The organism is Paenarthrobacter sp. TE3676, assembly GCF_056279165.1.
In genome coordinates, this window is sequence record NZ_JBWBQU010000002.1 from 216,495 (window position 1) to 235,724 (window position 19,230).

At 62.8% G+C, this 19,230-nt stretch carries 22 protein-coding genes, 1 tRNA gene and 1 other RNA gene; 14 read left to right on the forward strand and 10 right to left on the reverse strand.

Annotation, left to right across the window (positions count from 1 at the left end):
- Nucleotides 1-21: 21 nt before the first annotated feature.
- A tRNA-Ser gene (locus ACZ881_RS04830) sits at nucleotides 22-106 on the reverse strand.
- 305 nt (nucleotides 107-411) lie between these two features.
- Here ACZ881_RS04830 and ACZ881_RS04835 point away from each other — a divergent pair.
- Nucleotides 412-735, forward strand: coding sequence for a YqfO family protein (locus tag ACZ881_RS04835; RefSeq protein ID WP_178993274.1), 324 nt, complete (start codon nucleotides 412-414; stop codon nucleotides 733-735).
- A gap of 11 nt (nucleotides 736-746) precedes the next feature.
- Here the strand turns inward: ACZ881_RS04835 and ACZ881_RS04840 are convergent, their stop codons facing one another.
- Nucleotides 747-1,235 (reverse strand): hypothetical protein, encoded by a 489-nt coding sequence (locus ACZ881_RS04840; RefSeq protein ID WP_476112928.1) that lies wholly within the window; start codon nucleotides 1,233-1,235, stop codon nucleotides 747-749.
- 344 nt (nucleotides 1,236-1,579) lie between these two features.
- On the opposite strand from ACZ881_RS04840, the gene ffs reads away from it, so the two are divergent.
- The 4 genes from ffs (at nucleotide 1,580) to ACZ881_RS04860 (ending at nucleotide 6,090) form a co-directional block, all read left to right on the forward strand.
- An RNA gene (gene ffs / locus ACZ881_RS04845) (signal recognition particle sRNA small type) lies at nucleotides 1,580-1,676 on the forward strand.
- Between the two features lie 34 nt (nucleotides 1,677-1,710).
- Nucleotides 1,711-4,815, forward strand: coding sequence for a DNA polymerase III subunit gamma and tau (locus ACZ881_RS04850; RefSeq protein ID WP_476112930.1), 3,105 nt, complete (start codon nucleotides 1,711-1,713; stop codon nucleotides 4,813-4,815).
- Between the two features lie 33 nt (nucleotides 4,816-4,848).
- Nucleotides 4,849-5,448 carry a recombination mediator RecR gene (gene recR, locus ACZ881_RS04855; RefSeq protein WP_017198356.1) on the forward strand — a complete coding sequence of 200 codons (600 nt, stop codon included), beginning with the start codon at nucleotides 4,849-4,851 and terminating at the stop codon, nucleotides 5,446-5,448.
- Between the two features lie 36 nt (nucleotides 5,449-5,484).
- Nucleotides 5,485-6,090: a dihydrofolate reductase family protein gene (locus tag ACZ881_RS04860; RefSeq protein WP_476112933.1), complete on the forward strand. Its 606-nt coding sequence runs from the start codon at nucleotides 5,485-5,487 to the stop codon at nucleotides 6,088-6,090.
- Here the strand turns inward: ACZ881_RS04860 and ACZ881_RS04865 are convergent.
- The 3 genes from ACZ881_RS04865 to ACZ881_RS04875 all read right to left on the reverse strand — a co-directional run bounded on the left by ACZ881_RS04865 (nucleotide 6,071) and on the right by ACZ881_RS04875 (nucleotide 7,729).
- Nucleotides 6,071-6,718: a hypothetical protein gene (locus ACZ881_RS04865; protein WP_476112935.1), complete on the reverse strand. Its 648-nt coding sequence runs from the start codon at nucleotides 6,716-6,718 to the stop codon at nucleotides 6,071-6,073. The two genes, ACZ881_RS04860 and ACZ881_RS04865, sit on opposite strands and share 20 nt — an antisense overlap.
- Nucleotides 6,616-7,155: a hypothetical protein gene (locus ACZ881_RS04870; RefSeq protein ID WP_476112937.1), complete on the reverse strand. Its 540-nt coding sequence runs from the start codon at nucleotides 7,153-7,155 to the stop codon at nucleotides 6,616-6,618. Before ACZ881_RS04870 ends, ACZ881_RS04865 begins: the two co-directional genes overlap by 103 nt.
- Nucleotides 7,156-7,222: 67 nt before the next feature.
- The gene (locus ACZ881_RS04875; RefSeq protein WP_476112939.1) at nucleotides 7,223-7,729 is read right to left on the reverse strand and encodes a hypothetical protein; all 507 of its coding nucleotides are present in this window, start codon (nucleotides 7,727-7,729) and stop codon (nucleotides 7,223-7,225) included.
- 82 nt (nucleotides 7,730-7,811) lie between these two features.
- Between ACZ881_RS04875 and ACZ881_RS04880 the strand changes: the two genes are divergently transcribed.
- Together ACZ881_RS04880 and ACZ881_RS04885 are read left to right on the forward strand one after the other, a co-directional pair.
- Complete coding sequence (locus tag ACZ881_RS04880; protein WP_476113860.1) at nucleotides 7,812-8,330, forward strand: DUF427 domain-containing protein; 519 nt, start codon at nucleotides 7,812-7,814, stop codon at nucleotides 8,328-8,330.
- Between the two features lie 145 nt (nucleotides 8,331-8,475).
- Nucleotides 8,476-9,822 carry an aspartate kinase gene (locus tag ACZ881_RS04885; RefSeq protein ID WP_091465188.1) on the forward strand — a complete coding sequence of 449 codons (1,347 nt, stop codon included), beginning with the start codon at nucleotides 8,476-8,478 and terminating at the stop codon, nucleotides 9,820-9,822.
- A gap of 72 nt (nucleotides 9,823-9,894) precedes the next feature.
- Here the strand turns inward: ACZ881_RS04885 and ACZ881_RS04890 are convergent, their stop codons facing one another.
- Nucleotides 9,895-10,491 (reverse strand): TetR/AcrR family transcriptional regulator, encoded by a 597-nt coding sequence (locus ACZ881_RS04890; protein ID WP_476112942.1) that lies wholly within the window; start codon nucleotides 10,489-10,491, stop codon nucleotides 9,895-9,897.
- 232 nt (nucleotides 10,492-10,723) lie between these two features.
- Here ACZ881_RS04890 and ACZ881_RS04895 point away from each other — a divergent pair, with 232 nt between their 5' ends.
- The 3 genes from ACZ881_RS04895 (at nucleotide 10,724) to ACZ881_RS04905 (ending at nucleotide 14,872) form a co-directional block, all read left to right on the forward strand.
- Nucleotides 10,724-11,902, forward strand: a complete 1,179-nt coding sequence (locus ACZ881_RS04895; protein WP_476113862.1) for an MFS transporter — start codon at nucleotides 10,724-10,726, stop codon at nucleotides 11,900-11,902.
- Nucleotides 11,903-14,398, forward strand: coding sequence for a beta-glucosidase (locus ACZ881_RS04900; protein WP_476112944.1), 2,496 nt, complete (start codon nucleotides 11,903-11,905; stop codon nucleotides 14,396-14,398). It begins immediately after the preceding gene.
- A gap of 174 nt (nucleotides 14,399-14,572) precedes the next feature.
- Nucleotides 14,573-14,872 carry a DUF4193 domain-containing protein gene (locus ACZ881_RS04905; RefSeq protein ID WP_011773410.1) on the forward strand — a complete coding sequence of 100 codons (300 nt, stop codon included), beginning with the start codon at nucleotides 14,573-14,575 and terminating at the stop codon, nucleotides 14,870-14,872.
- A 109-nt stretch (nucleotides 14,873-14,981) separates the two neighbouring features.
- On the opposite strand, the gene ACZ881_RS04910 is transcribed toward ACZ881_RS04905, so the two are convergent.
- The 3 genes from ACZ881_RS04910 to ACZ881_RS04920 all read right to left on the reverse strand — a co-directional run bounded on the left by ACZ881_RS04910 (nucleotide 14,982) and on the right by ACZ881_RS04920 (nucleotide 16,186).
- Nucleotides 14,982-15,377, reverse strand: a complete 396-nt coding sequence (locus ACZ881_RS04910) for a LapA family protein (protein WP_476112947.1) — start codon at nucleotides 15,375-15,377, stop codon at nucleotides 14,982-14,984.
- 187 nt (nucleotides 15,378-15,564) lie between these two features.
- Nucleotides 15,565-15,795: a hypothetical protein gene (locus ACZ881_RS04915; protein ID WP_044568518.1), complete on the reverse strand. Its 231-nt coding sequence runs from the start codon at nucleotides 15,793-15,795 to the stop codon at nucleotides 15,565-15,567.
- Between the two features lie 166 nt (nucleotides 15,796-15,961).
- Nucleotides 15,962-16,186: a hypothetical protein gene (locus ACZ881_RS04920; RefSeq protein WP_054808891.1), complete on the reverse strand. Its 225-nt coding sequence runs from the start codon at nucleotides 16,184-16,186 to the stop codon at nucleotides 15,962-15,964.
- A 115-nt stretch (nucleotides 16,187-16,301) separates the two neighbouring features.
- Between ACZ881_RS04920 and ACZ881_RS04925 the strand changes: the two genes are divergently transcribed.
- From ACZ881_RS04925 to ACZ881_RS04940, 4 genes are all read left to right on the forward strand, one after another.
- Complete coding sequence (locus ACZ881_RS04925) at nucleotides 16,302-16,778, forward strand: MarR family winged helix-turn-helix transcriptional regulator (protein WP_476112949.1); 477 nt, start codon at nucleotides 16,302-16,304, stop codon at nucleotides 16,776-16,778.
- Between the two features lie 79 nt (nucleotides 16,779-16,857).
- Nucleotides 16,858-17,385, forward strand: coding sequence for an SSI family serine proteinase inhibitor (locus ACZ881_RS04930; RefSeq protein ID WP_476112951.1), 528 nt, complete (start codon nucleotides 16,858-16,860; stop codon nucleotides 17,383-17,385).
- Complete coding sequence (locus ACZ881_RS04935; protein ID WP_208295732.1) at nucleotides 17,372-18,310, forward strand: 3-methyladenine DNA glycosylase; 939 nt, start codon at nucleotides 17,372-17,374, stop codon at nucleotides 18,308-18,310. Before ACZ881_RS04930 ends, ACZ881_RS04935 begins: the two co-directional genes overlap by 14 nt.
- A 29-nt stretch (nucleotides 18,311-18,339) precedes the next feature.
- Nucleotides 18,340-18,774: a serine protease inhibitor gene (locus tag ACZ881_RS04940; RefSeq protein ID WP_476112953.1), complete on the forward strand. Its 435-nt coding sequence runs from the start codon at nucleotides 18,340-18,342 to the stop codon at nucleotides 18,772-18,774.
- Nucleotides 18,775-18,788: 14 nt separating this feature from the next.
- Here ACZ881_RS04940 and ACZ881_RS04945 read toward each other — a convergent pair whose 3' ends face one another.
- Nucleotides 18,789-19,211 carry a hypothetical protein gene (locus tag ACZ881_RS04945; protein WP_476112955.1) on the reverse strand — a complete coding sequence of 141 codons (423 nt, stop codon included), beginning with the start codon at nucleotides 19,209-19,211 and terminating at the stop codon, nucleotides 18,789-18,791.
- Nucleotides 19,212-19,230 lie beyond the last annotated feature (19 nt).

Consider the following 19,230-nt stretch of genomic DNA (forward strand, 5'->3'; position numbering starts at 1 on the left):
TCCGAGGACTGGGGCCAAACGCGGAGAATGGGGGATTTGAACCCCCGAGGGCGTTAACCCAACACGCGTTCCAGGCGTGCGCCATAGGCCGCTAGGCGAATTCTCCTTGCTTCCGATTCGAAAGCAGATACTACTGTACCTGAGAATTTCGGCATCGTGTAATCGGGCCGAATCACCGCCTGTAGAAGGGCTCGAAGATAAGCCCGTTAACGGAAAAATGGACGCCCCCAACGCGCCCATTCTTGCGGTATCACCGTTGAGCTGCCGGGTCCGGCCCCTCGCTCCCAGGCCCCGCAGCTCACAACCTTGAGATTGCCCCAATCGGTGTACATACCCATGGTCCGCTGCGGTCCCTCGTTTTGCAATGGTTGAGACCTGTTTGTAGCCGAAGTTCATTGACAGGATGTCCTTATGGCTCAGCTGCATGCCCTGGTTGTCTACGTTCCTGAGACGCATATCGAGGAAGTCCTCCTGGCCATTGGCGACGCAGGCGCCGGGCGAATCGGCGACTACTCCCACTGCGCCTTTACTTCGCCAGGCACTGGCCGTTTCACGCCACTGCCTGGAGCGCGCCCCTTTGTTGGTGAGGTGGGGATCGAGGAGCAGGTGCCCGAAACCAGGGTTGAGTGCGTTGTTCAGGAGGACACGCTCGACGGCGTGGTGCGGGCTTTGCGGGCCGCGCACCCTTATGAGGAGCCTGCCTTCATGACGTGGCCGGTGAATGGCTGGCGGTAACGGGGAGCAGGTCAGGCAAAGATGGGCATTCGCCCGGCAGCCAATTCTCCATTGATCATTGCGATCTCATCGGCGGACAACAGCCTTACATCCCCGCTGACGGCATGGCTCGAGACTGTTGCCCAGTTGACGACGTCCGACCAGCACCAAAGCGAGACTCCCGCCTGAATGGCTGGACGAGGGAATGGAAAGGCCGCTTGCCGCTGGCCAGCAATCCAGTGAGCCACAGCCTGTCGCGTCGTTCCCAGCCGCTCGGCAATCTCACCCCTTGTGACATAGTCGAAATCAACGGCGTGAACCTCTCCACCGAGATGACGAATCTGGTCAACAACCCTATGGGCGGCCTCCGTGCCGCTTGCGGCATCCTGCAGGACAGTCACATAGGGCACTCCAGCGAAGCGAGACACGATCGCATCAAGCTGTTCCGCGAGCAGGTCTTCAACCGGCTCGGGAAGTTCCCCCAAACGGAGACGCACTTCGAAGGGCTGCTCGGTATTCATGGTCTGAGAATATTCCAAAGTGTTGACAAGTGACAACAGCTACCGCCGCCCTCTGAATAATTCATGCTGACCCGGGCACCGACGTGCGTCGCGTAGAAGGATCTTGGCTCGCTGGGACGAATTCCTGGGAGTGCCGTCCACTCTCAACTGCGCACCGTTGGATCCACAGGGGCAGTACATACCCATCCCGCACCATAGCTACACCTTTCCGACGAACCTCTCCTGCAGTACGAGGTTTACCAGCCAGCCCCGACAAAATGAGAAGGCCAGCCAACCGCCGTCGAGCCTTATCCACAGCCCTTCCAGCCGATTCGAACCGCAACCCAAGTTCGGGTAAGCTTGTCGACGGCCCCTCATGTGGCGTCATCCTGTTGAACTCCCCCAGGACCGGAAGGTAGCAAGGGTAGATGGGCTCTGGCGGGTGCATGAGGGGTCACTTACTTTAACTGTCAGTCCCTATAGGTAGGTTTCACTTGTGACTGTTACAACTGCCCTGTATCGAAGGTATCGCCCGGACTCTTTCGCGGACGTTATCGGGCAGGAACACGTCACGGAGCCGCTGATGACGGCGCTCCGCAAGAACCGCGTGAACCACGCCTACCTCTTCTCCGGCCCCCGCGGTTGCGGCAAGACCACGTCCGCGCGCATCCTTGCACGCTGCCTCAATTGCGCCGAAGGCCCCACTGATACTCCCTGCGGCAAATGCCCCAGCTGCGTCGAACTCGCACGCGGCGGCTCCGGCTCGCTGGATGTCATCGAGATCGACGCCGCCAGCCACGGTGGCGTGGACGACGCCCGCGATCTCCGCGAGCGCGCAACCTTCGCCCCGGTCCGCGACCGCTACAAGATCTTCATCATTGACGAGGCCCACATGGTCACGTCCGCCGGCTTCAACGCGCTCCTCAAGATCGTTGAAGAGCCGCCGGAACACATCAAGTTCATCTTCGCTACAACCGAGCCGGACAAGGTCATCGGAACCATCCGGTCCCGTACTCACCACTACCCCTTCAGGCTGGTGCCGCCCGAGCCGCTGATGCAGTATCTCGAGCTCCTTTGCCAGCAGGAGAACGTTCCCGTGGCTCCCGGCGTGCTCTCGCTCGTCATCCGCGCAGGTGGCGGTTCCGTTCGCGACACCTTGTCCGTCCTGGACCAGCTCATGGCCGGCGCCGGCCCCAATGGCCTGGATTATGAGCTCGCTGTTGCGCTGCTCGGCTATACGCATGCTTCGTTGCTGGACGACATCGTGGATGCCGTTGCTGCGGCAGATGCTGCCACTGTGTTCCGTGCCGTGGACCGCGTCATCCAGACCGGCCACGACCCCCGTCGTTTCGTCGAGGACCTCTTGGAACGATTCCGCGACCTCATCATCGTCCAGGCGATGCCCGAGAGCGCGCAGGCCATTCTTCGTGGCATGCCAGCCGACCAGATCGCCCGGATGCGCAATCAGGCAACCAACTTGGGCGCGGCGGAGCTGTCCCGGGCCGCAGATGTCACCAACACGGCGCTCACTGAGATGACCGGTGCTACGTCGCCGCGCCTTCACCTTGAACTGCTGTGCGCACGCATCCTCCTGCCCAGTGCCGAGCAGACCGAACGTGGCATCGCTGCCCGCATCGACCGCGTGGAACGTCGTCTGAATTACACCGGCGACGACGGCGCCCCGGCTGTGGCTGCTGCCCCACCGGTTCCTACGGCTACTACGCCGATCGCACCTACAGTGCCGGCACAGGGTGAAACTCCGGCTGTCCCGGCTGTCCCGGCGACACCGGCCGTTTCCCGGCAAGCCCCTGCTGCAGCATCTGCCGCGCCCGAGCAGTCCGCGTCCGCTCCGGAGCTGTCCCCTGCACATCCGTCCACAGACGCTGGTTCGCGGGATGCCATCACAGCACCTCGAGTGTCCACCAACGATTGGCCCGTCGAAGACCGTCCGGCTGCGGGCCGCTCGCAGCAAGCTGCCCCATCCCAAGCAGCCCAGTCTCAGCCACAGCCAACGCCCGCACCGCAACAGGCACCTGCTGCAGCTCCGCAGCCGGCTGCTGCTCCGGTTCCCGCTACCGGAGGCAGCGGCGATGTGGAAGCATTGCGCCGCGCCTGGCCGGACGTCCTGCAGACGCTGACCAAGATCAAGCGCAGCACCTGGGCACTTGTTGAACCGAATGCCCAAGTGGCACAGTTTGATGGCCAGGTATTGACGCTCGCCTTCACAACCGGTGGCCTTGCAGGTGCGTTCGGACGTGCCGATCACTCCGAGAACCTTCGGCAGGCGATCCACAAGACCATCGGCATCGACTGCCAGATCGTCGCAGTGGCTGGCGGCAACAGCTCAGCGAGCTCTGAGCCAAACCCAAAAGCACCTACTAGCAGGGAAACTCCGGCTGCCGCATCATCCGTGGGCGCCCCGGCGTCGTCTGGCAGTGGATCCCCCCAGGGCACAGCCACAGGTGTCACGTCAGCGCCTGCGGAAACAGCTTCGGCGCCGGCACCAGTGTCAGCTGTCGACTCCGCTTGGGGTCTTGCGCCCGCTTCCGCGCCAGTAGCTTCTCCCACAGCCGCCCCGACCGCATCCGCCGCATCCGCGCCAGCAGAAGCACCCGAGCCATCGGTGTCCACCCCCGCGCGAGCAGAGCCCACCGCGACCGCAGCTGCCCCCGCCCCAGCTGCGCCGGTACCAGCACCAGCCGCCTCAACTCCCGCCGCTCCCCCCGCGGCCGAGCCTTCCGGCGACTACTCGTACCCCGACGATGATTGGGGTCCGCCGCTCGACGAGGACGCCCCTCCGCTGGACGAAGAGCCTCCGGCGGACTGGGAACCACCCGCGGGCTACAGCCGCACGAACTCCCAACCGGCGGCCTCAGCGCCGGCAAGCCCAATGGGATCGGCACCCTCAACACCGGCCCAGACGTCCACAACCGCACCCCCGGCCGCAGCCACAACGTCACCCGCTTCGAGCACCACTGCGTCCGACGATCCGTGGTCGCGCGCAGTCGAGCAGGCGCCGGGAACCTGGGTTGTAGGTACGGAGTCCAACGTGGGCAAGCAACCCGCGCAGGACGTCGAAGAAAGCGCGCCCGCGACTAACACCCCGGACTATGAACCGGCCGCGGCGCAAGCACCGGCTCCGGCAACGGCGTCCGGAACCTATGGTCACCCCACCAACGCCGAGGAGAACCCGAGCTCCAGCTGGGACGTCGCACCGGCGTCGAGCTGGCCCGCAGCGCAATCCATGCCCGCCCCGGCAACCAGCAACGCCCCGGCGGCCTGGCCGTCGTTGGCGACTCAACCCGAGGAAGCGCACGGCTCCGTTGCGACGCTCGAGGAGGCTGCGCCGTCGGGCAGTCCAACTGGCCGTCAGAGCCTGTATCAGCGTTTGACGAACAGCCCCGAAGCCCAAGCGGGCCGTGTCCAGGCGCCGGTGAGGACCCAGGCGAAGCCGGAGTCGGTGGCGGAGGACATTCCCAGCCCGGAAGACGAAACCATCGAGGAGTCCCGGGTATTTGGGCGCGCCGCGGTGGAGCGTATTCTGGGCGGGAAGCTGATTGAAGAGCGCGCCTTGGACGGTTCTCCCCTGCAACCCCGCTGACTCCAGCATTGATTTCAACCGAACGAGGACATTGTGTACGAAGGTGCAGTTCAAGAGCTGATTGATGAGCTCGGCCGGCTTCCTGGTGTGGGCCCCAAATCAGCGCAGCGCCTGGCGTTCCACATCCTTGAGGCGGATCCCGAGGACATGAAGCGCCTGGTCACGGCCATCACCACGGTGAAGGAACGCGTGAAGTTCTGCAGTGTGTGCTTCAACGTGACAGAGCAGGAAACGTGCAATATTTGCCGCGACCAGCGCCGTGACCCGTCGGTCATTTGTGTCGTTGAGGAGTCCAAGGATGTCCTGGCCGTTGAGCGCACACGGTCCTTCCGCGGCCGTTATCACGTGCTTGGCGGTGCCATCAATCCGATCGCGGGTATCGGTCCGGAGCAGTTGCGCATCCGTGAGCTCCTCACACGCCTCAACGACGGCGCCATCCAGGAAATCATCATCGCCACGGACCCCAACCTCGAGGGTGAGGCTACGGCCACTTACCTTGCCCGCATGCTCAAGTCGATCGGAATCACCGTAACGCGACTGGCGTCGGGCCTGCCCGTGGGTGGAGACCTTGAATACGCCGATGAGGTCACTTTGGGCCGCGCGTTCGAGGGCAGGCGCAACGCTTTGCTGTAATCTCGCAATCACAACATCAGCCGCGATGGGGGTCCCGTGCGAGAACTTGTCTACTACGTTGCCGTAAGCCTGGATGGTTACATTGCAGGCCCCGGAGGCGAGTTCGATGCCTTCCCAGTGGAGGGCGACCACATGGCCGCACAGAATCAACGCTTCCCTGACGCCATTCCTACCGTGATCGCGGACGCCATGGGCATCCAACGGAACGGGACGATGTTCGACACGGTGGTGATGGGTTGGAATACCTACGCCGTGGGCCTTCCGGCGGGCATGACCAGCCCGTATCAGCACCTCGAACAAATAGTGTTTAGCCGGACGCGCACCGACGCGGACATTCCGGGCGAGCACCCGAATTTGACGCTTACCGATGAAGACCCCGTAGACGTTGTGCGCCGGTTGAAGTCACAGCCCGGGAAGGCGATTTGGCTCTGTGGCGGAGGGCAACTCGCAACGCAGCTCGCCGGTGAAATCGACCGGCTTGTGCTCAAACGCAGCCCGCTGCTCTTTGGTGACGGGATCCCGCTCTTCGCGCCCGGGGCCTACCAGCCCAGCGCCTTCAGCGAGGTGTCGACGACGGCCTTCGGCTCAGGCGTCGTAATTTCCGAGTACGTGCGTCAGCCGGTTACCCGGGCCCCGAACTAGCCGCCGCCCGCCGGGTGGCCTGCCAGCGTCCCGCAACAAGCACCAGCGCAGCCAGCAGCCCCTGCAGTGCCAAGCCGGTCAGAGCGACGGGGATCGAAGGCGCAAGGCCAGCACTTGATTCCCCGCCGAGGCACGGGACTTCGCGTGAGGGACCGTCGGCAGCCCATTGCAGTCCGGATAACATCCATCCAACCGGGTTGTCCGTAGCTGCCAGTTCACCGCCCACGCTTCCCAGGAGCAGGACAGGGTTGGACGTGGCCAGCCAGGCAATCCGATCCGTGTGCGCCACCTCAACTGTACGAAGACTGCCTACGCATTCGTACGCGATGACTCTTCCGGAGTCGTCGCGCTCGATGTTGACGGGCACCGAAACCTGGACTGTTCCCGCGGTCGCGGGAATCAGCAGGAGCGTGACCACCACATTGCCAATGCACAAGAAAGCCACCAGCACCACAGCCAAAGCCGCACCGGGAGCTGCCTTGGCGAAGCATCTCCGCGAACCGGCACCGATCAGCCCGAACAGCGCTACTTCAAGAACAATGACGACGACGGCGTCACCGGCCAGCGCCATTGGTCCGCCGAAGCTGAGGCCCACCAGGAGCAACGCACCGCATCCCGTCGCAGCCAACGCCACCCCCTCATGGCTCCTGACAGCAGCAGAACAGGGATGCTTCCCTTCGTATGCCGGAAGCCCCAAGCAGCACCCAGCATGGCAGCCGCCAGTGCCAGGAATGCCGCCATCAGCAAATACACGGCGCCGGCAACCTCGGTCTCGAACCAGCCGTTGGCCTCTCCCATAACAATGAGTGCGGCGGCCATCCCCCACGCGAGCGCAATCCCCAGTGCGCAAGCCAACCAGAACCACCACGATGTGAAGGATTTCCGGGTGTTCCTCCATGCCTCGCCCGCGGTCATCTTAAAGGTTCCGGATGCGCGCGGCCGCCCCGAATCCGCCTTCCGGGCAGTGCTGGAAGGATGATCGTCGATGACGCCGCCGATCACTTCGTATTCGGGTTCAGCCCGGCCCGGATCCGAGCCGCCCTCTTGGTCACGAACGCCGGACATCGCCGCTCACAAACCTCATGAATTGGATGGTACGCCGGGCGAACGTGCGGCCTCTAGATCGATTGGGCTAGTTCCCTGCGGTATTGTCCGCTATCTGCCGGAGTTTCACGGAATCCGGGAAGTACTCCAGGGTCATGTGGATGTGAGGCGATGGGTGGGTCAAGAACCATTCGTAGGCCTGGTCATCGGACGCTTTCCACCAAGGCTTCGGAAGGCCCTTGAGTTTTCGCGCCTTCCTCCCCAGCCATTCTTCCTTGACGTTGAAGTAGCACTGGAGGAGGGCGAAGCCAAAGATGAGCCCGAAAAATGCCATAATCAGGGCCGTGATCTGCAGGTTGATCAAGAGGACAAATGCAAGAATCAGGCAGCCCAGCGCAACTGGCGCCATCAGAATCGTTAGTGCCAGACTGAAATAGAAGGAGCGGATCAGGTTGTAGTCGCCGCCGCCGGAACTCGCACCGATGCCCCATTCTTCCTTCGTGTACGCAAAGATGGTTTTACCTCTCATGGTGTACCCGTAGTAGTACGGACGGTTCAGCAACCGGTTGAGGTGTTCCTTCTCCTTCGCATCCATGGGCAATAATCCTAGCGTCCGGAGTATGCCCCGATTTCACGAATTCAAGGCGAGATCCCAGCCGAGCGTGCCACCATGGCTCATGGTCTCCAGCAACGGCGTCTTTCGGCGCCCCCGTCCCATCAAACCGGGCCCTGGTCAGGAATCGGTGTGGGACTACCCGCGTCCGCCGAGGATCGAAGCACGCTCGGAACGGATTGTGGTGCGGCTTGGCGGTCAGGTGATCGTTGACACCGCCAACGCTGTGCGGGTCCTGGAGACCAGCCATCCGCCTGTCTACTACGTGCCGTTGGATGCCTTCCGGAGCGGTGTGCTCGTCCCTGTTGGGGGCACCACTTTCTGCGAGTTCAAGGGCGAAGCGAGCTATTTCGACGTCGTTGCCGGCGGTTTCGCCGTATCCCGTGGCGGGTGGACCTACACCAAACCGGCCCGCGGTTTCGAGGCGCTCAGCAGCCGGGTGGCCCTCTACCCGAACCATATGGATTCCTGCGAGATCAACGGCGAACAGGTGACATTCCAGCAAGGCGACTTCTACGGCGGCTGGATCACACGGCAGATCGTCGGCCCGTTCAAGGGCGGTCCGAGCACTGCCGGGTGGTAGGGAGAGCACGTGGCCGCTATGTGGTCACAATTCCTACCAGCCCTGCACGCGGCGATAAACTGGGCAAATAAGCTACGCAGGCGTGCTCCAATTTGGAATTCAGCATGCCGCGTTCGAACCCTATTGATGCAGTGAGGGTGCGCGCATGACTATGCCCACTACCGAAGTGAAGATCGAAGAGCTCTCCAACGAGGCTGCCATTACCAAGCAGCTGATCGTTCAAAAGTTCGGCGGTTCCTCGGTTGCCGATGCTGATGGCATCAAGCGGGTCGCACAGCGCGTCGTGGATGCGCAGAAGGCCGGCAACGAGGTTGTGGTTGTTGTCTCCGCAATGGGTGACACCACAGACGAACTCCTGGATCTCGCAAGCCAGGTCACGGACTCGGCTCCCGCCCGCGAAATGGACATGTTGTTGTCCGCAGGCGAGCGAATTTCCATGGCCCTGCTCGCCATGGCCATCAACAAATTCGGCGCTTCCGCACAGTCCTTCACTGGATCCCAGGCCGGCATGATTACCGACGGCATCCACGGCAAGGCCCGGATTATCGACGTCGACCCCCACCGGATCCGCACCGCGCTGGACAAGGGACACATCGCAATCGTGGCCGGTTTCCAGGGCATGAGCCGCAGCACCAACGAGATCACCACGCTTGGTCGCGGCGGCTCGGACACTACCGCTGTTGCTTTGGCCGCCGCACTTGAGGCTGATGTCTGCGAAATTTACACAGATGTGGACGGCATCTACACGGCCGATCCCCGAGTTGTGAGCTCCGCCCAGAAGATCGACCGTATCTCCAGCGAAGAAATGCTTGAGTTGGCCGCTTCCGGTGCCAAGATCCTGCACCTGCGGTGCGTGGAGTACGCCCGCCGTTTCGGTGTGCCCCTGCACGTCCGTTCCTCATTCAGCCAGCACGAAGGCACGTGGGTCATCCCGGGTGCCGACGAAAAGTTCAACATTCAAGAGGGAGTTGCCTTGGAGCAGCCAATCATCTCCGGCGTTGCACACGACCGGTCCGAAGCCAAGGTCACCGTAGTAGGCGTCCCGGATATCCCCGGCAAGGCTGCTGCGATTTTCCAGGTGATCGCTGATGCGCACTCGAACATCGACATGATTGTCCAGAACGTCTCTACCCACGGCACCGGCCGCACGGACATCTCGTTCACGCTGCCCATCGTTGAAGGCGCCGACGCCCTGGCCGCCCTGCGTGCAGCTGAAGGCCAGATCGGCTTCGAGAGCATTGAATACAACGAGCACGTCGGCAAGCTCTCCCTGATCGGCGCTGGCATGCGTTCGCACCCCGGCGTTTCGGCCACGTTCTTCAAGGCCCTCTCCGACGCCGGCATCAACATCGACATGATCTCCACCTCGGAAATCCGCATCTCCGTAGTCACCAGCGCCGATGCCCTGGACGACGCCGTGCGCGCCATCCACAATGCGTTCGAGCTCGACGGCGACGCTGAGGCCACCGTCTATGGCGGCACCGGCCGCTAGGGTCACCCCGGGCAACGCCCCCAACTAAGTAGCACTTAAGGCCGTTCTGAGCTCTCAGAACGGCCTTGACTGCTACTTAGTTGGGTGAGTCGGTGCCAGCAGGACTTCCACCATTTGAGTCAGTCCCTCTGCCATATCCACGGATTTGTCGTAGAGCCACTGCAACTGCAAACCATCGAAAGCGGCCACCACCAGCCTCGCGAGCGCTTCAGGCCCGACGTCGGTCCGTACCTCGCCTGCCTTCTGTCGCCGCTCAATGTCCACGGCGACGTCCCGCACTACTGTTTCGTAGCGCTCTTTGAAGTACATGTGGGAGGCATGCCCGGGATCGTTGGCCGTGGCGGAGGCCACCGCGTAAAGCGTGGTCAGGCCGGGCTCACGCTCGTTGCGCTCGGCGATGCCCGGCATGAGGCTCAACCCCACCTCGGATTCGCCACCAACTGCGAGTGACCGTCGATCCCGTTCGGCCAGGACTGCGGTCAGCAGTTCCTGTTTGCCCTTGAAATAGTGGAACAGAGTGGCTTCCTTGACGCCCACCAGTTCGGCGACGTGCTTGAGGGCAGTGCCTTCGAAGCCCTCCGTGGCAAAGACATCTGTAGCTGTCTGGATGATTTGTTCGCGGCGTTCGGCGCCCTTGGCGTACTGGCCCCGAGCCCTGGATGTTGACATCCGTTCAGTCTATTTGAAGGTTCAAAAATCGAGTATCACTCGACTTTTTCGCTCAAAACCTAGTCACACTAGATTTTTGTGGCTAGAGTCTTCCTTCAAGACCCAACGGTGGGTCACCCGTTCACCAGGAGGCAATGTGGCCCTCAATCTCAATCAGCAGGTGGCAGGCGCGGAAACCGCCGGCCCGGAACGTGGAAGCACAGAAGCCGCTTCCCGCGCCTACGTCATCGGCATGCCCATCGCGAGCGCCGGCCTCTGGATGGCCGTCCTCGCCCCCGCGTTGGTAGTCCTTGCCATCAAGGTTTCGGAAATCACCACCCCGGATACACGCGCCGGAGCACTCAGCCTTGTGGCAGGCGTCGGAGCAGCCGTCGCTTTGCTCGCCAATCCGTTCTTTGGCCGACTCAGCGACCGCACCACTTCCCGTTTCGGCATGCGCAAACCGTGGATCGTCGGCGGATCACTCCTCGGCCTTGCAGCGCTCTTCCTGCTGGGGTCGGCCACGGAAGTCGGAGTGGTCCTCATTGCTTGGGTTGTAGCACAGCTGGGCTTCAACGCCGCCCTGGCCGCTCTGGTTGCAACCCTTCCAGACCAAGCCGGCCCAAGGGAGCGCGGACGCCTGTCCGGCCTTATCGGCATGACGTTGCCCATTGGACTTGTGGCAGCGGCCTTCTTCGCGCAGATGTTCGAGACCGCCCTGCAGATGGCCGTAGTCCCGGGGATCGTAGGCACGGCCATAGCCATCGCCTTCGCCTTTACCTTCAGGGACCGCGTCCTCACCGAGAAACCGGCGCCGCTGAACCTCAAGGAAATCCTCGGTTCCTTCTACTTCAACCCCAAGGATTACCCGGGGCTGGGGTGGGCCTGGGTCACCAAATTCCTGGTCTACGTGGGCTACTGCGCCGGCCTTCTCTACCTGCCCTACTTCTTCACGGACCACCTCCACGTCGCCGAAACGCAGGTCACCGGCTTGGTGTTCCAAGCAACCTTGGTCAGCTCGGCCGGCACTGTGGTCACCAGCCTTGCAGGCGGCTGGATCAGCGACCGCCTTGGCAAGCGCAAGAGCATGGTCATCATCTCCGCCTTGATCATGATGGGCGGTCTGGTGGTCATCGCTACCAGCACCAACACCAGTCAGGTGCTGGTGGGCCAAGGGATCCTGGGCTTGGGCCTCGGCGTCTTCAGCGCCGTGGACGTAGCCCTCATTACGGACCTGCTGCCCAGCGACCAGTCAGAGAATGCCAAGACCTTTGGTGTCTTCAACATCGCCCAGGCCCTCCCCCAATCCCTCGTGCCTGCTATCGCCTTCCCTGTCATCGCCCTGGGTGGCTACCCCGCATTGTTCCTCGGAGGTGCGGCCGTCGGCATCATCGGAGCCCTCCTCGTCACACGTATCAAAGGAGTCAAGTAAATGAATCCCTCACTCTCCCCGGCAGTCACGTCGCCACAGGCAGGAACTGACGATGCGGAAGCCAGGATCCGCGAACTGGCCCGGAACCTGACCCTCGAGCAGCAGGTCCAACTGTTGACAGGTGCAGACGTTTGGTCCACGCACGCCATCCCGGAGATCGGCCTGTCCCGCGTGGTCATGTCCGACGGTCCGGCCGGGGTCCGCGGCGAAGACTTCGATGAACGCCACGACTCGGTCTCCTTGCCGTCGTCGTCTGCTTTGTCCGCGACCTGGAGCGTCGAAACGGCGTGGAGGTACGGGCAGGTCCTGGGCCAGGAGGCCCGCCGCAAGGGCGTCCACGCCGTCCTGGGCCCCACCATCAACCTGCACCGCTCCCCGCTGGGCGGCCGCCACTTCGAGTGCATGAGCGAAGACCCGCGACTCACGGCAACCATGGCCGCCGGGTACGTTGCCGGCGTGCAGTCCGTGGGAGTTGGCGCCACGCCAAAGCACTACCTGGCCAACGAAGCCGAAACCGAGCGTTTCACCGCGGACTCCGTAGTGGACGAACGCCCCCTGCGTGAGCTCTACCTGGCAGCCTTCGAGGACGCCATCACGGAGGCCCGCGCCTGGCTGGTGATGAGCTCGTACAACTCCATCAACGGCACCACCGCCAGCGAGAACAAGCTCCTGAAGACCCCGCTGTCCACCGAATGGGGCTTCGACGGCGTCGTAGTGTCCGATTGGACGGGTGTCCGCTCAGTAGAGGCTGCCAACGCCTACCAGGACCTGGAAATGCCCGGCCCGGTAGGCCACTGGGGACCCAAGCTCCTTGCCGCCGTCAACGATGGCCGGGTCAGCCGCGAGGCCATCCTGGAAAAGGTGACCCGCATCCTCCGCCTCGCGGCCCGTGTCGGCTCCCTCGAAGGCTTCCAGCCCGCAGTGACCGAGCTCCCGACGCAACTGGACGGGGCCGCCGTCGCGCGTGAAGTCGCCGTCCGCGGCGCCGTGCTGGTCCGCAACAACGGCATCCTGCCGCTGGACGCCAAGGCGCTCAGCCGTGTGGCGGTCATCGGCCACAATGCCGACGAAGCCCGCACCCAGGGCGGCGGCAGCGCCACCGTGATGCCCAAATACACCGTCTCGCCGCTGGAAGGCCTGCGGAAGGCACTGCTCGACGACGTCACGGTCACCTACGCGCGTGGCGCCAAGGTAGCCGAGGGCATCCAGCCTTTCCCCCGCGCATCCCTCCACAACCCGGTCTCCGACGTCCCCGGAATCCGCGTGACCTTCCTTGCCGAAGACGGTACAGAGATCTCCGGCGAAGATCGCCTGGCCTCGCACCTGATCTGGTTCGGCATTGGAATTCCCGACGGCGCCGCCTCCATCCGCATGGAAACAGTCTGGACAGCCGAGACAGCAGGCGTCCATCACCTCGGAGTCGGCACCGTGGGCCGCATCCGCTTTGTCTTGGACGGAACGGAAGTCTTCAACGACGACATCAAGGACGAGACCGAAGTTCTGGGCGCCGCCCTTTTCGATCCGCCCAAGACCGTCCACGCCGTGGAAACCATCGCGGACCAGACCGTCCGGATCGAGGCCGAGTACCAACTGCCCAAGGAACAGGTCATCCCGTTCACGGCCATCCTGCTGGGCGAGGAGACAGTGGTTGCCGACCCGCAAGCCGAGATTGACGCGGCAGTGGACGCTGCCCGGAACTCCGAAGTTGCAGTGGTGGTTGTGGGGACCAACGCCGCCATCGAATCCGAGGGCTTTGACCGCAAGGACCTGGACCTGCCCGGGCACCAAAACCAGCTCGTGGAAGCAGTAGCCGGGGCCAACCCGCGCACAGTGGTTGTGGTGAACTCCGGCTCGCCTGTCCTGATGCCGTGGCTCGACAAGGTGGACGCGGTCCTGCTGGGCTGGTTTGGCGGTCAGGAGTTCGGCAGCGCCATCGCCGACATCCTGCTGGGTGCCGAGGAACCCGGCGGACGCCTCCCCACCACGTGGCCCGCCGCACTGGGGGACGTTCCAGTCCTGAACACCACCCCCGTGGACGGCAAGGTGATCTACTCCGAGGGAATCCACATCGGCTACCGCGCGTGGCTCAAGCAGCAAGCCGAAGGCGGCGCAGCTCCCGCCCTCCCGTTCGGTTATGGCCTTGGGTACACAACCTTTGAACTGGGCAAGGCCCACGCGCCGCAGGTAGTCACCGCCGGAAATGATGTTGTGGTGCATGTACCTGTCCGGAACACGGGCACACGCACCGGGCGGGAGGTCGTCCAGGTTTACTTGGACCGCGCCGATTCCGCCGTGGAGCGGCCCGTTCGCTGGCTCGCTGGCTACGCCGGGACACACCTCGCTCCAGCCGGCACGGAGAGCGTGGAAATACGCATCCCTGCCAAGGCGTTTGCATATTACGACGGCGGCTGGCAGTTTGAGCAGGGCACGTTCCGCCTGCTGGTTGGTCGCCACGCGTCCGACGACTTCCAAGCCCTCGACATCGAACTTCGGTAATTACATGGAACTTCGGTAATACAGAGGCGAAAGTACGCTGGGTGGCGGGTTTTTTTGCCCGTCACCCACGTGGTTTTCGCCACAAGCTGCAGAACTGGGGTATGGTATGGAATTTTCGTGGCATGCTGTACGTTGCATACCCGGTAACCCCCTAACACGAAGAGGCATTAAAAAGTGGCAGCCGATTACGACGAACTCCGTACCGATGTAAAAGAGAACCAGGAGCAGTCCCTCCAGGCTCTCCAGTCCGCCAGCGCTCCCACGGCCAAGAGTGTCGTGCTTGAACTGGACGAAACCGATGGCCTCGATGCCAACGGCCCCGGCGGCGAAATCGTCGCTGAAGAACTGGTCATCCAGGTCATTCCGCAGGCAAACGACGAGTTCACTTGTCACTCCTGCTTCCTGGTTCGCCACCGCTCGCAGATCGCACGCGAAAAAGATGGCGTCGCCTACTGCACTGACTGCGAAGGCTAAAACCGCCCACCACCCCGGCGGACTTAACATCGTCAGGGAGTGCCGCCGTCGGGATTAAATTGCGGAAGGACCGGAGCAAGCGCTCCGGTCCTTCCGCAGTTAACTGCGTTTAGGGTGCCACTCCCGGGCCACCTGCTGCCTTCCTCCGGCGGTGGTTGTTCATCCTGAGCTGAAGGATGCGCGCCCCGCCCGCAAGGGCCACCAGGACCCCGCCGCCCACAGCCGCTATGAACAGTGTGGTGCCGAGGGCGAGTGTCCCCTCCAGCCCGAAGAACCGGACGGTGATCATGTCCTGGTTCTGGACGAAGAAGACGATCAGCATCACCAGAACCGCCAAGCCCACAGCCACCGCCACCCACAAAGCGGCCGTGCGGGTTGGCCTGTCGTGCCCCGAAGCGGGCGGGACCGCTCGATCCCGCTGCTCCGAACTACCTCGATCCGGGCTACCCCGGTCCGGGCGCGCGGAACCACCCGGAATCCTTGCTGCATCGTCTTGGAAACTCATTGACGGCCCCCTCTGTAGACCAGCATTTACCGTACTACTCACATAATAAGCATCCTGATTAGTTGCTCAACAGTGGCACGGAAAAGGAATCAGGGTCAAGGTGGCTGGCCAGTCAGTGCACAAGGCCGGTCAGCGCATAAGGAAGGGCCGGAGTTCGCGGTCCGGCCCTTCGGCATCTCACGCCTCATTAGAGGCTGTAGTCAGTGCTGGTTGGGCCCGGATCATTGTTCCGGACTGCGTAGTGATGACCCTCAGAGTCGGTTTCGACGTCGAAGTTCTTCAGATCCGCTTCGGAAGCGGTCTCGAAATCATCGTGCTTGTGCACCACGGGGCTGTCCGTGTCGCCGTGGGTTGCGGGTCCAAAAACGGACTGCAGCCGCTCGGTCACATGGACGAAGCCTTCCATTCTGCGTCCCATGTTTTCCACCTCCTTCCTTACCGGAGAGAGAAAAGCGGCATGGCTGGTGCGTGCCGTTCAGTGAGGCCAATTTTACGCCCGAAATCCCCCGCCGAGATGGCATTTAACGCCAATGTTTCCCAAAAACATGGGCATTAGCTGCCACCTCGGCGGGAGGTAGGGAACGCTACCGCAGCGATTTGTCCTCCGGGTTGCGGGGCACTACGTAGGTGCTGCCGTCGGGCCGGCGGAGGGTTTCCCACTGCTGGGTCTCAGCCTGGCGTTGCGCGAGCAATTTCCGGTTGGCCTCGGTCATCTCATGGTCGAGGGAGCTGCTGTGAGCGGGCCCGAAAATCACACGGAACTTCCCTGTCGCGCGCATGAATTTCCGTGTGTAGGATTCCTTGGCCACGCGGATCGACTCCTCTTTTAGGCGGTTCAGTAAGTCCATAGTACGCTAATCATTAGTGCACTAACTAATCGCCGGTGTGCGCTAATAGATCAGGCAGCAAGCACAGGAGGCAGCCATGACACCCCTTCATGAGTCCACCCAGGAGACCGACGACCTCCTTCTGGAGCGCCAGCTGTGCTTCGCCCTGACAGTGGCCTCGCGCAGTGTTGTGGGCGTCTATAAGCCAGTGTTGGAGCGGCTCGGGCTCACCCATCCCCAGTATCTGGTGATGCTTGCCCTCTGGGAACGAAGCCCCCGGACGCTGAAGGACATCAGCGACAGCCTCCTCCATGAACCCGCCACCCTCTCCCCGCTACTCAGGCGTTTGGAGGAAGCCGAGTTGATTACCCGCGAGCGCGTGCCCGGGAATGAACGGGCACTGGCGGTCAAGCTGACAGACAAAGGTGCCGCCCTTCGCGAGCAAGCCACCGCCGTTCCGGGCCAGATCCGCGAGCGCCTGCAACTCACCCGCGAAGAAGTAGCTGAACTCCACCAGGCCATGACCGGATTGATCGCCGCCACCCAGCAGAAACCCGTCAGTGCAACTCCCTAGCCAAGCCCACAGCCTCGGTGGTGTCCTTGAAGCGAGCACCAAAAGTGCCACGTAAAATGGATGCAACCTAGGAGACTCCATGCGCATGCGATTTGTTCGGCCCTTACTGGCAGTATTGGCCGTCGCCGGCCTCGCCGCGTGCTCAGGCAACCCCACCCCGGGTTCAACCAACAGCCCAACTGAAGCGCCGTCGTCGTCGGCCACTTCAAGCAGCAGCCCAAACAGCACCCCAAGCGGGAAACCCAGCGTGTCAGCAGCCCCCGGCGTGGGCAATGCCGAACTCTCCATCACGCTCGTTGAAACTCCCGAGTCCGACCCTCAGGCGTTCACGCTCGTCTGCACAAATGGCGTGCCCGCCGCCGAAAGCAGCCACCCGTCGGCAGCCGACGCCTGCACGTCACTCAAGAACGGCCCCTCCCTCCTGAGCCCCGCCCCGATGCGAACGGACCAGGCCTGCACCATGCAGTACGGCGGCCCGGCAACGGCCAAGGTGACCGGTTCAGTGGACGGCAAGGAAGTCAGCGCTTCCTTCAACCGGACGGATGGCTGCCAGATCGCCCTATGGGACGCCGCGAAGAGCGTCCTCGGATCAGATGGCGGCCTCTAGGCTTCGGCACCTCCCCCAAGAGCAATGGCTCGGGCTGGAGGCAGCCCACCATGCACGCGTCGCGCGTTACGCCGATCCCTATCTGGCGCGTCGTTCAGCGGGTAGGAAACACCCCGTGGAGGACTTCCTCTTCACCTACTACACGCAGAAGCCGGGCCAGTTGCAACGTTGGCATCCCGGCGACGGCGTGGTCCTCAGCGGCCAGCGCGCCTTGGAGCGCGTCACCTGGAAGTTCTACAGAGCGCTCGACGACGCCGAACTCGCCTCTGTGGGGCTGGCTCCAGGCACGCCTGCGGTCACCTTTGAGCGGGCCGGCTTCCTTGCCGACCGCGCCGAAGCTGTCCGCTTCGCGGGAATCATCCTCGCGGGCACCGCCAAGCGACCGGCACAGTTTGGATGCTTTGGCCTGCACGAATGGGCCATGGTGTACCGGCAGGAAAAGTTTGAGCTGCGGCATGAGTACCTGAAGCTGAGGCTTGGCGGCGACGGCACGGATGCTGTTGTTGAAGAGAACCGCATCCGCTGCTCACACTTTGACGCCTTCCGCTTCTACACACCTGATGCCACCTCGCTGAATGAACTCACGCCCACCCGTGAGAACCAGCGCACCATGGAGCAGCCGGGTTGCCTGCACGCCAACATGGACCTCTACAAGTGGGCTTACAAGCTAACGCCTGCCCTGCCGAGCGAGCTGGTGATGGACTGCTTCGAGTTGTCATGGCGGATCCGCGCGATGGACATGCAAGCGTCCCCCTACGATCTTCAAGAATGGGGCTACCCGCCCATCAGGATTGAGACACCGCAGGGCAAGGCCGAGTACGTTGAATACCAGCGGGCTTTCGCGGCCGAATCCCAGGAGTTGCGGGCCCGCGTGCTCCAGGCAGTAGGACCGCTCTTGGATGAACTGAGCGGTTTGGCTGCCTGAGCACCCGCCGCCACCAGCGAAAGGTAACCATGGTTTCCGCAGATAACAGCCACGCAGACAAGCCAGGCACTAACAACAGCGGTGCAGATAAGAGCCACTACGACGTCGACCTGACGGTCACGCTGACGGAGGCACCTGGCGCTGAAAGCCGGGTCTTCCACCTTCGGTCCGCGGCAGGCATCCTGTCGCCTGACCCTGACTCGCTGGACTCGAACTTGCCTGATGCAACAGCGGCGCTGGCCGCCGTCGAGCAGTTCGGTGAGGAAGTCTTCTTTCCGGAGCCTCGGCCGGACCGGATCTGCACGCAGCAGTACGGCGGCCCACAGGTAGCCGTGGTCACGGGGTGGTTCCGGGGACGCGAAGTCCATAGCCAGTTCAGCAGGACTGACGGCTGTGAGATCGCACGGTGGAAGGCGTTGGCTTCGCTGCTGGGCAACACCGGGGGCTCAACCGGCGCTGTGTAGGGACGGTTGCCCCCTCAGCGTCCGGAACCCCCGTAGATCAGGCCAAAGATCAGCACGGCGACCCAGAACAGGATGTTGACGCAGGACAACACCAAAACAATCCACCCGGCAACCTTCCCAAAGGTGGCCGGTACGCCGTTCGCTTCTGCACGGCCTGCATTACGAATGGCCAGTGGCCCAAACACAATTCCAAGGAAAAAGATGCCGATGATGGCATAGGTGGTGGCCTTGGACTTGAAATTGGCGCCTTCGAGGTCCGGGAAGTAGAAGGGTGGGCCATCCTGTTGGCCATACGGCTGAGGATAGGTCGCCTGAGGGTACGGCTGTTGACCGTACGGCTGCTGCGGGTATGAAGGCTGAGGGTACGGCTGGCCGGCAAATGCGTGCTGCCCGTTCAACTGTTGTTCGGATTGTGGTTCGGATCCTGGCTGTGACATGCCGGCCTTTCGTTGCGAA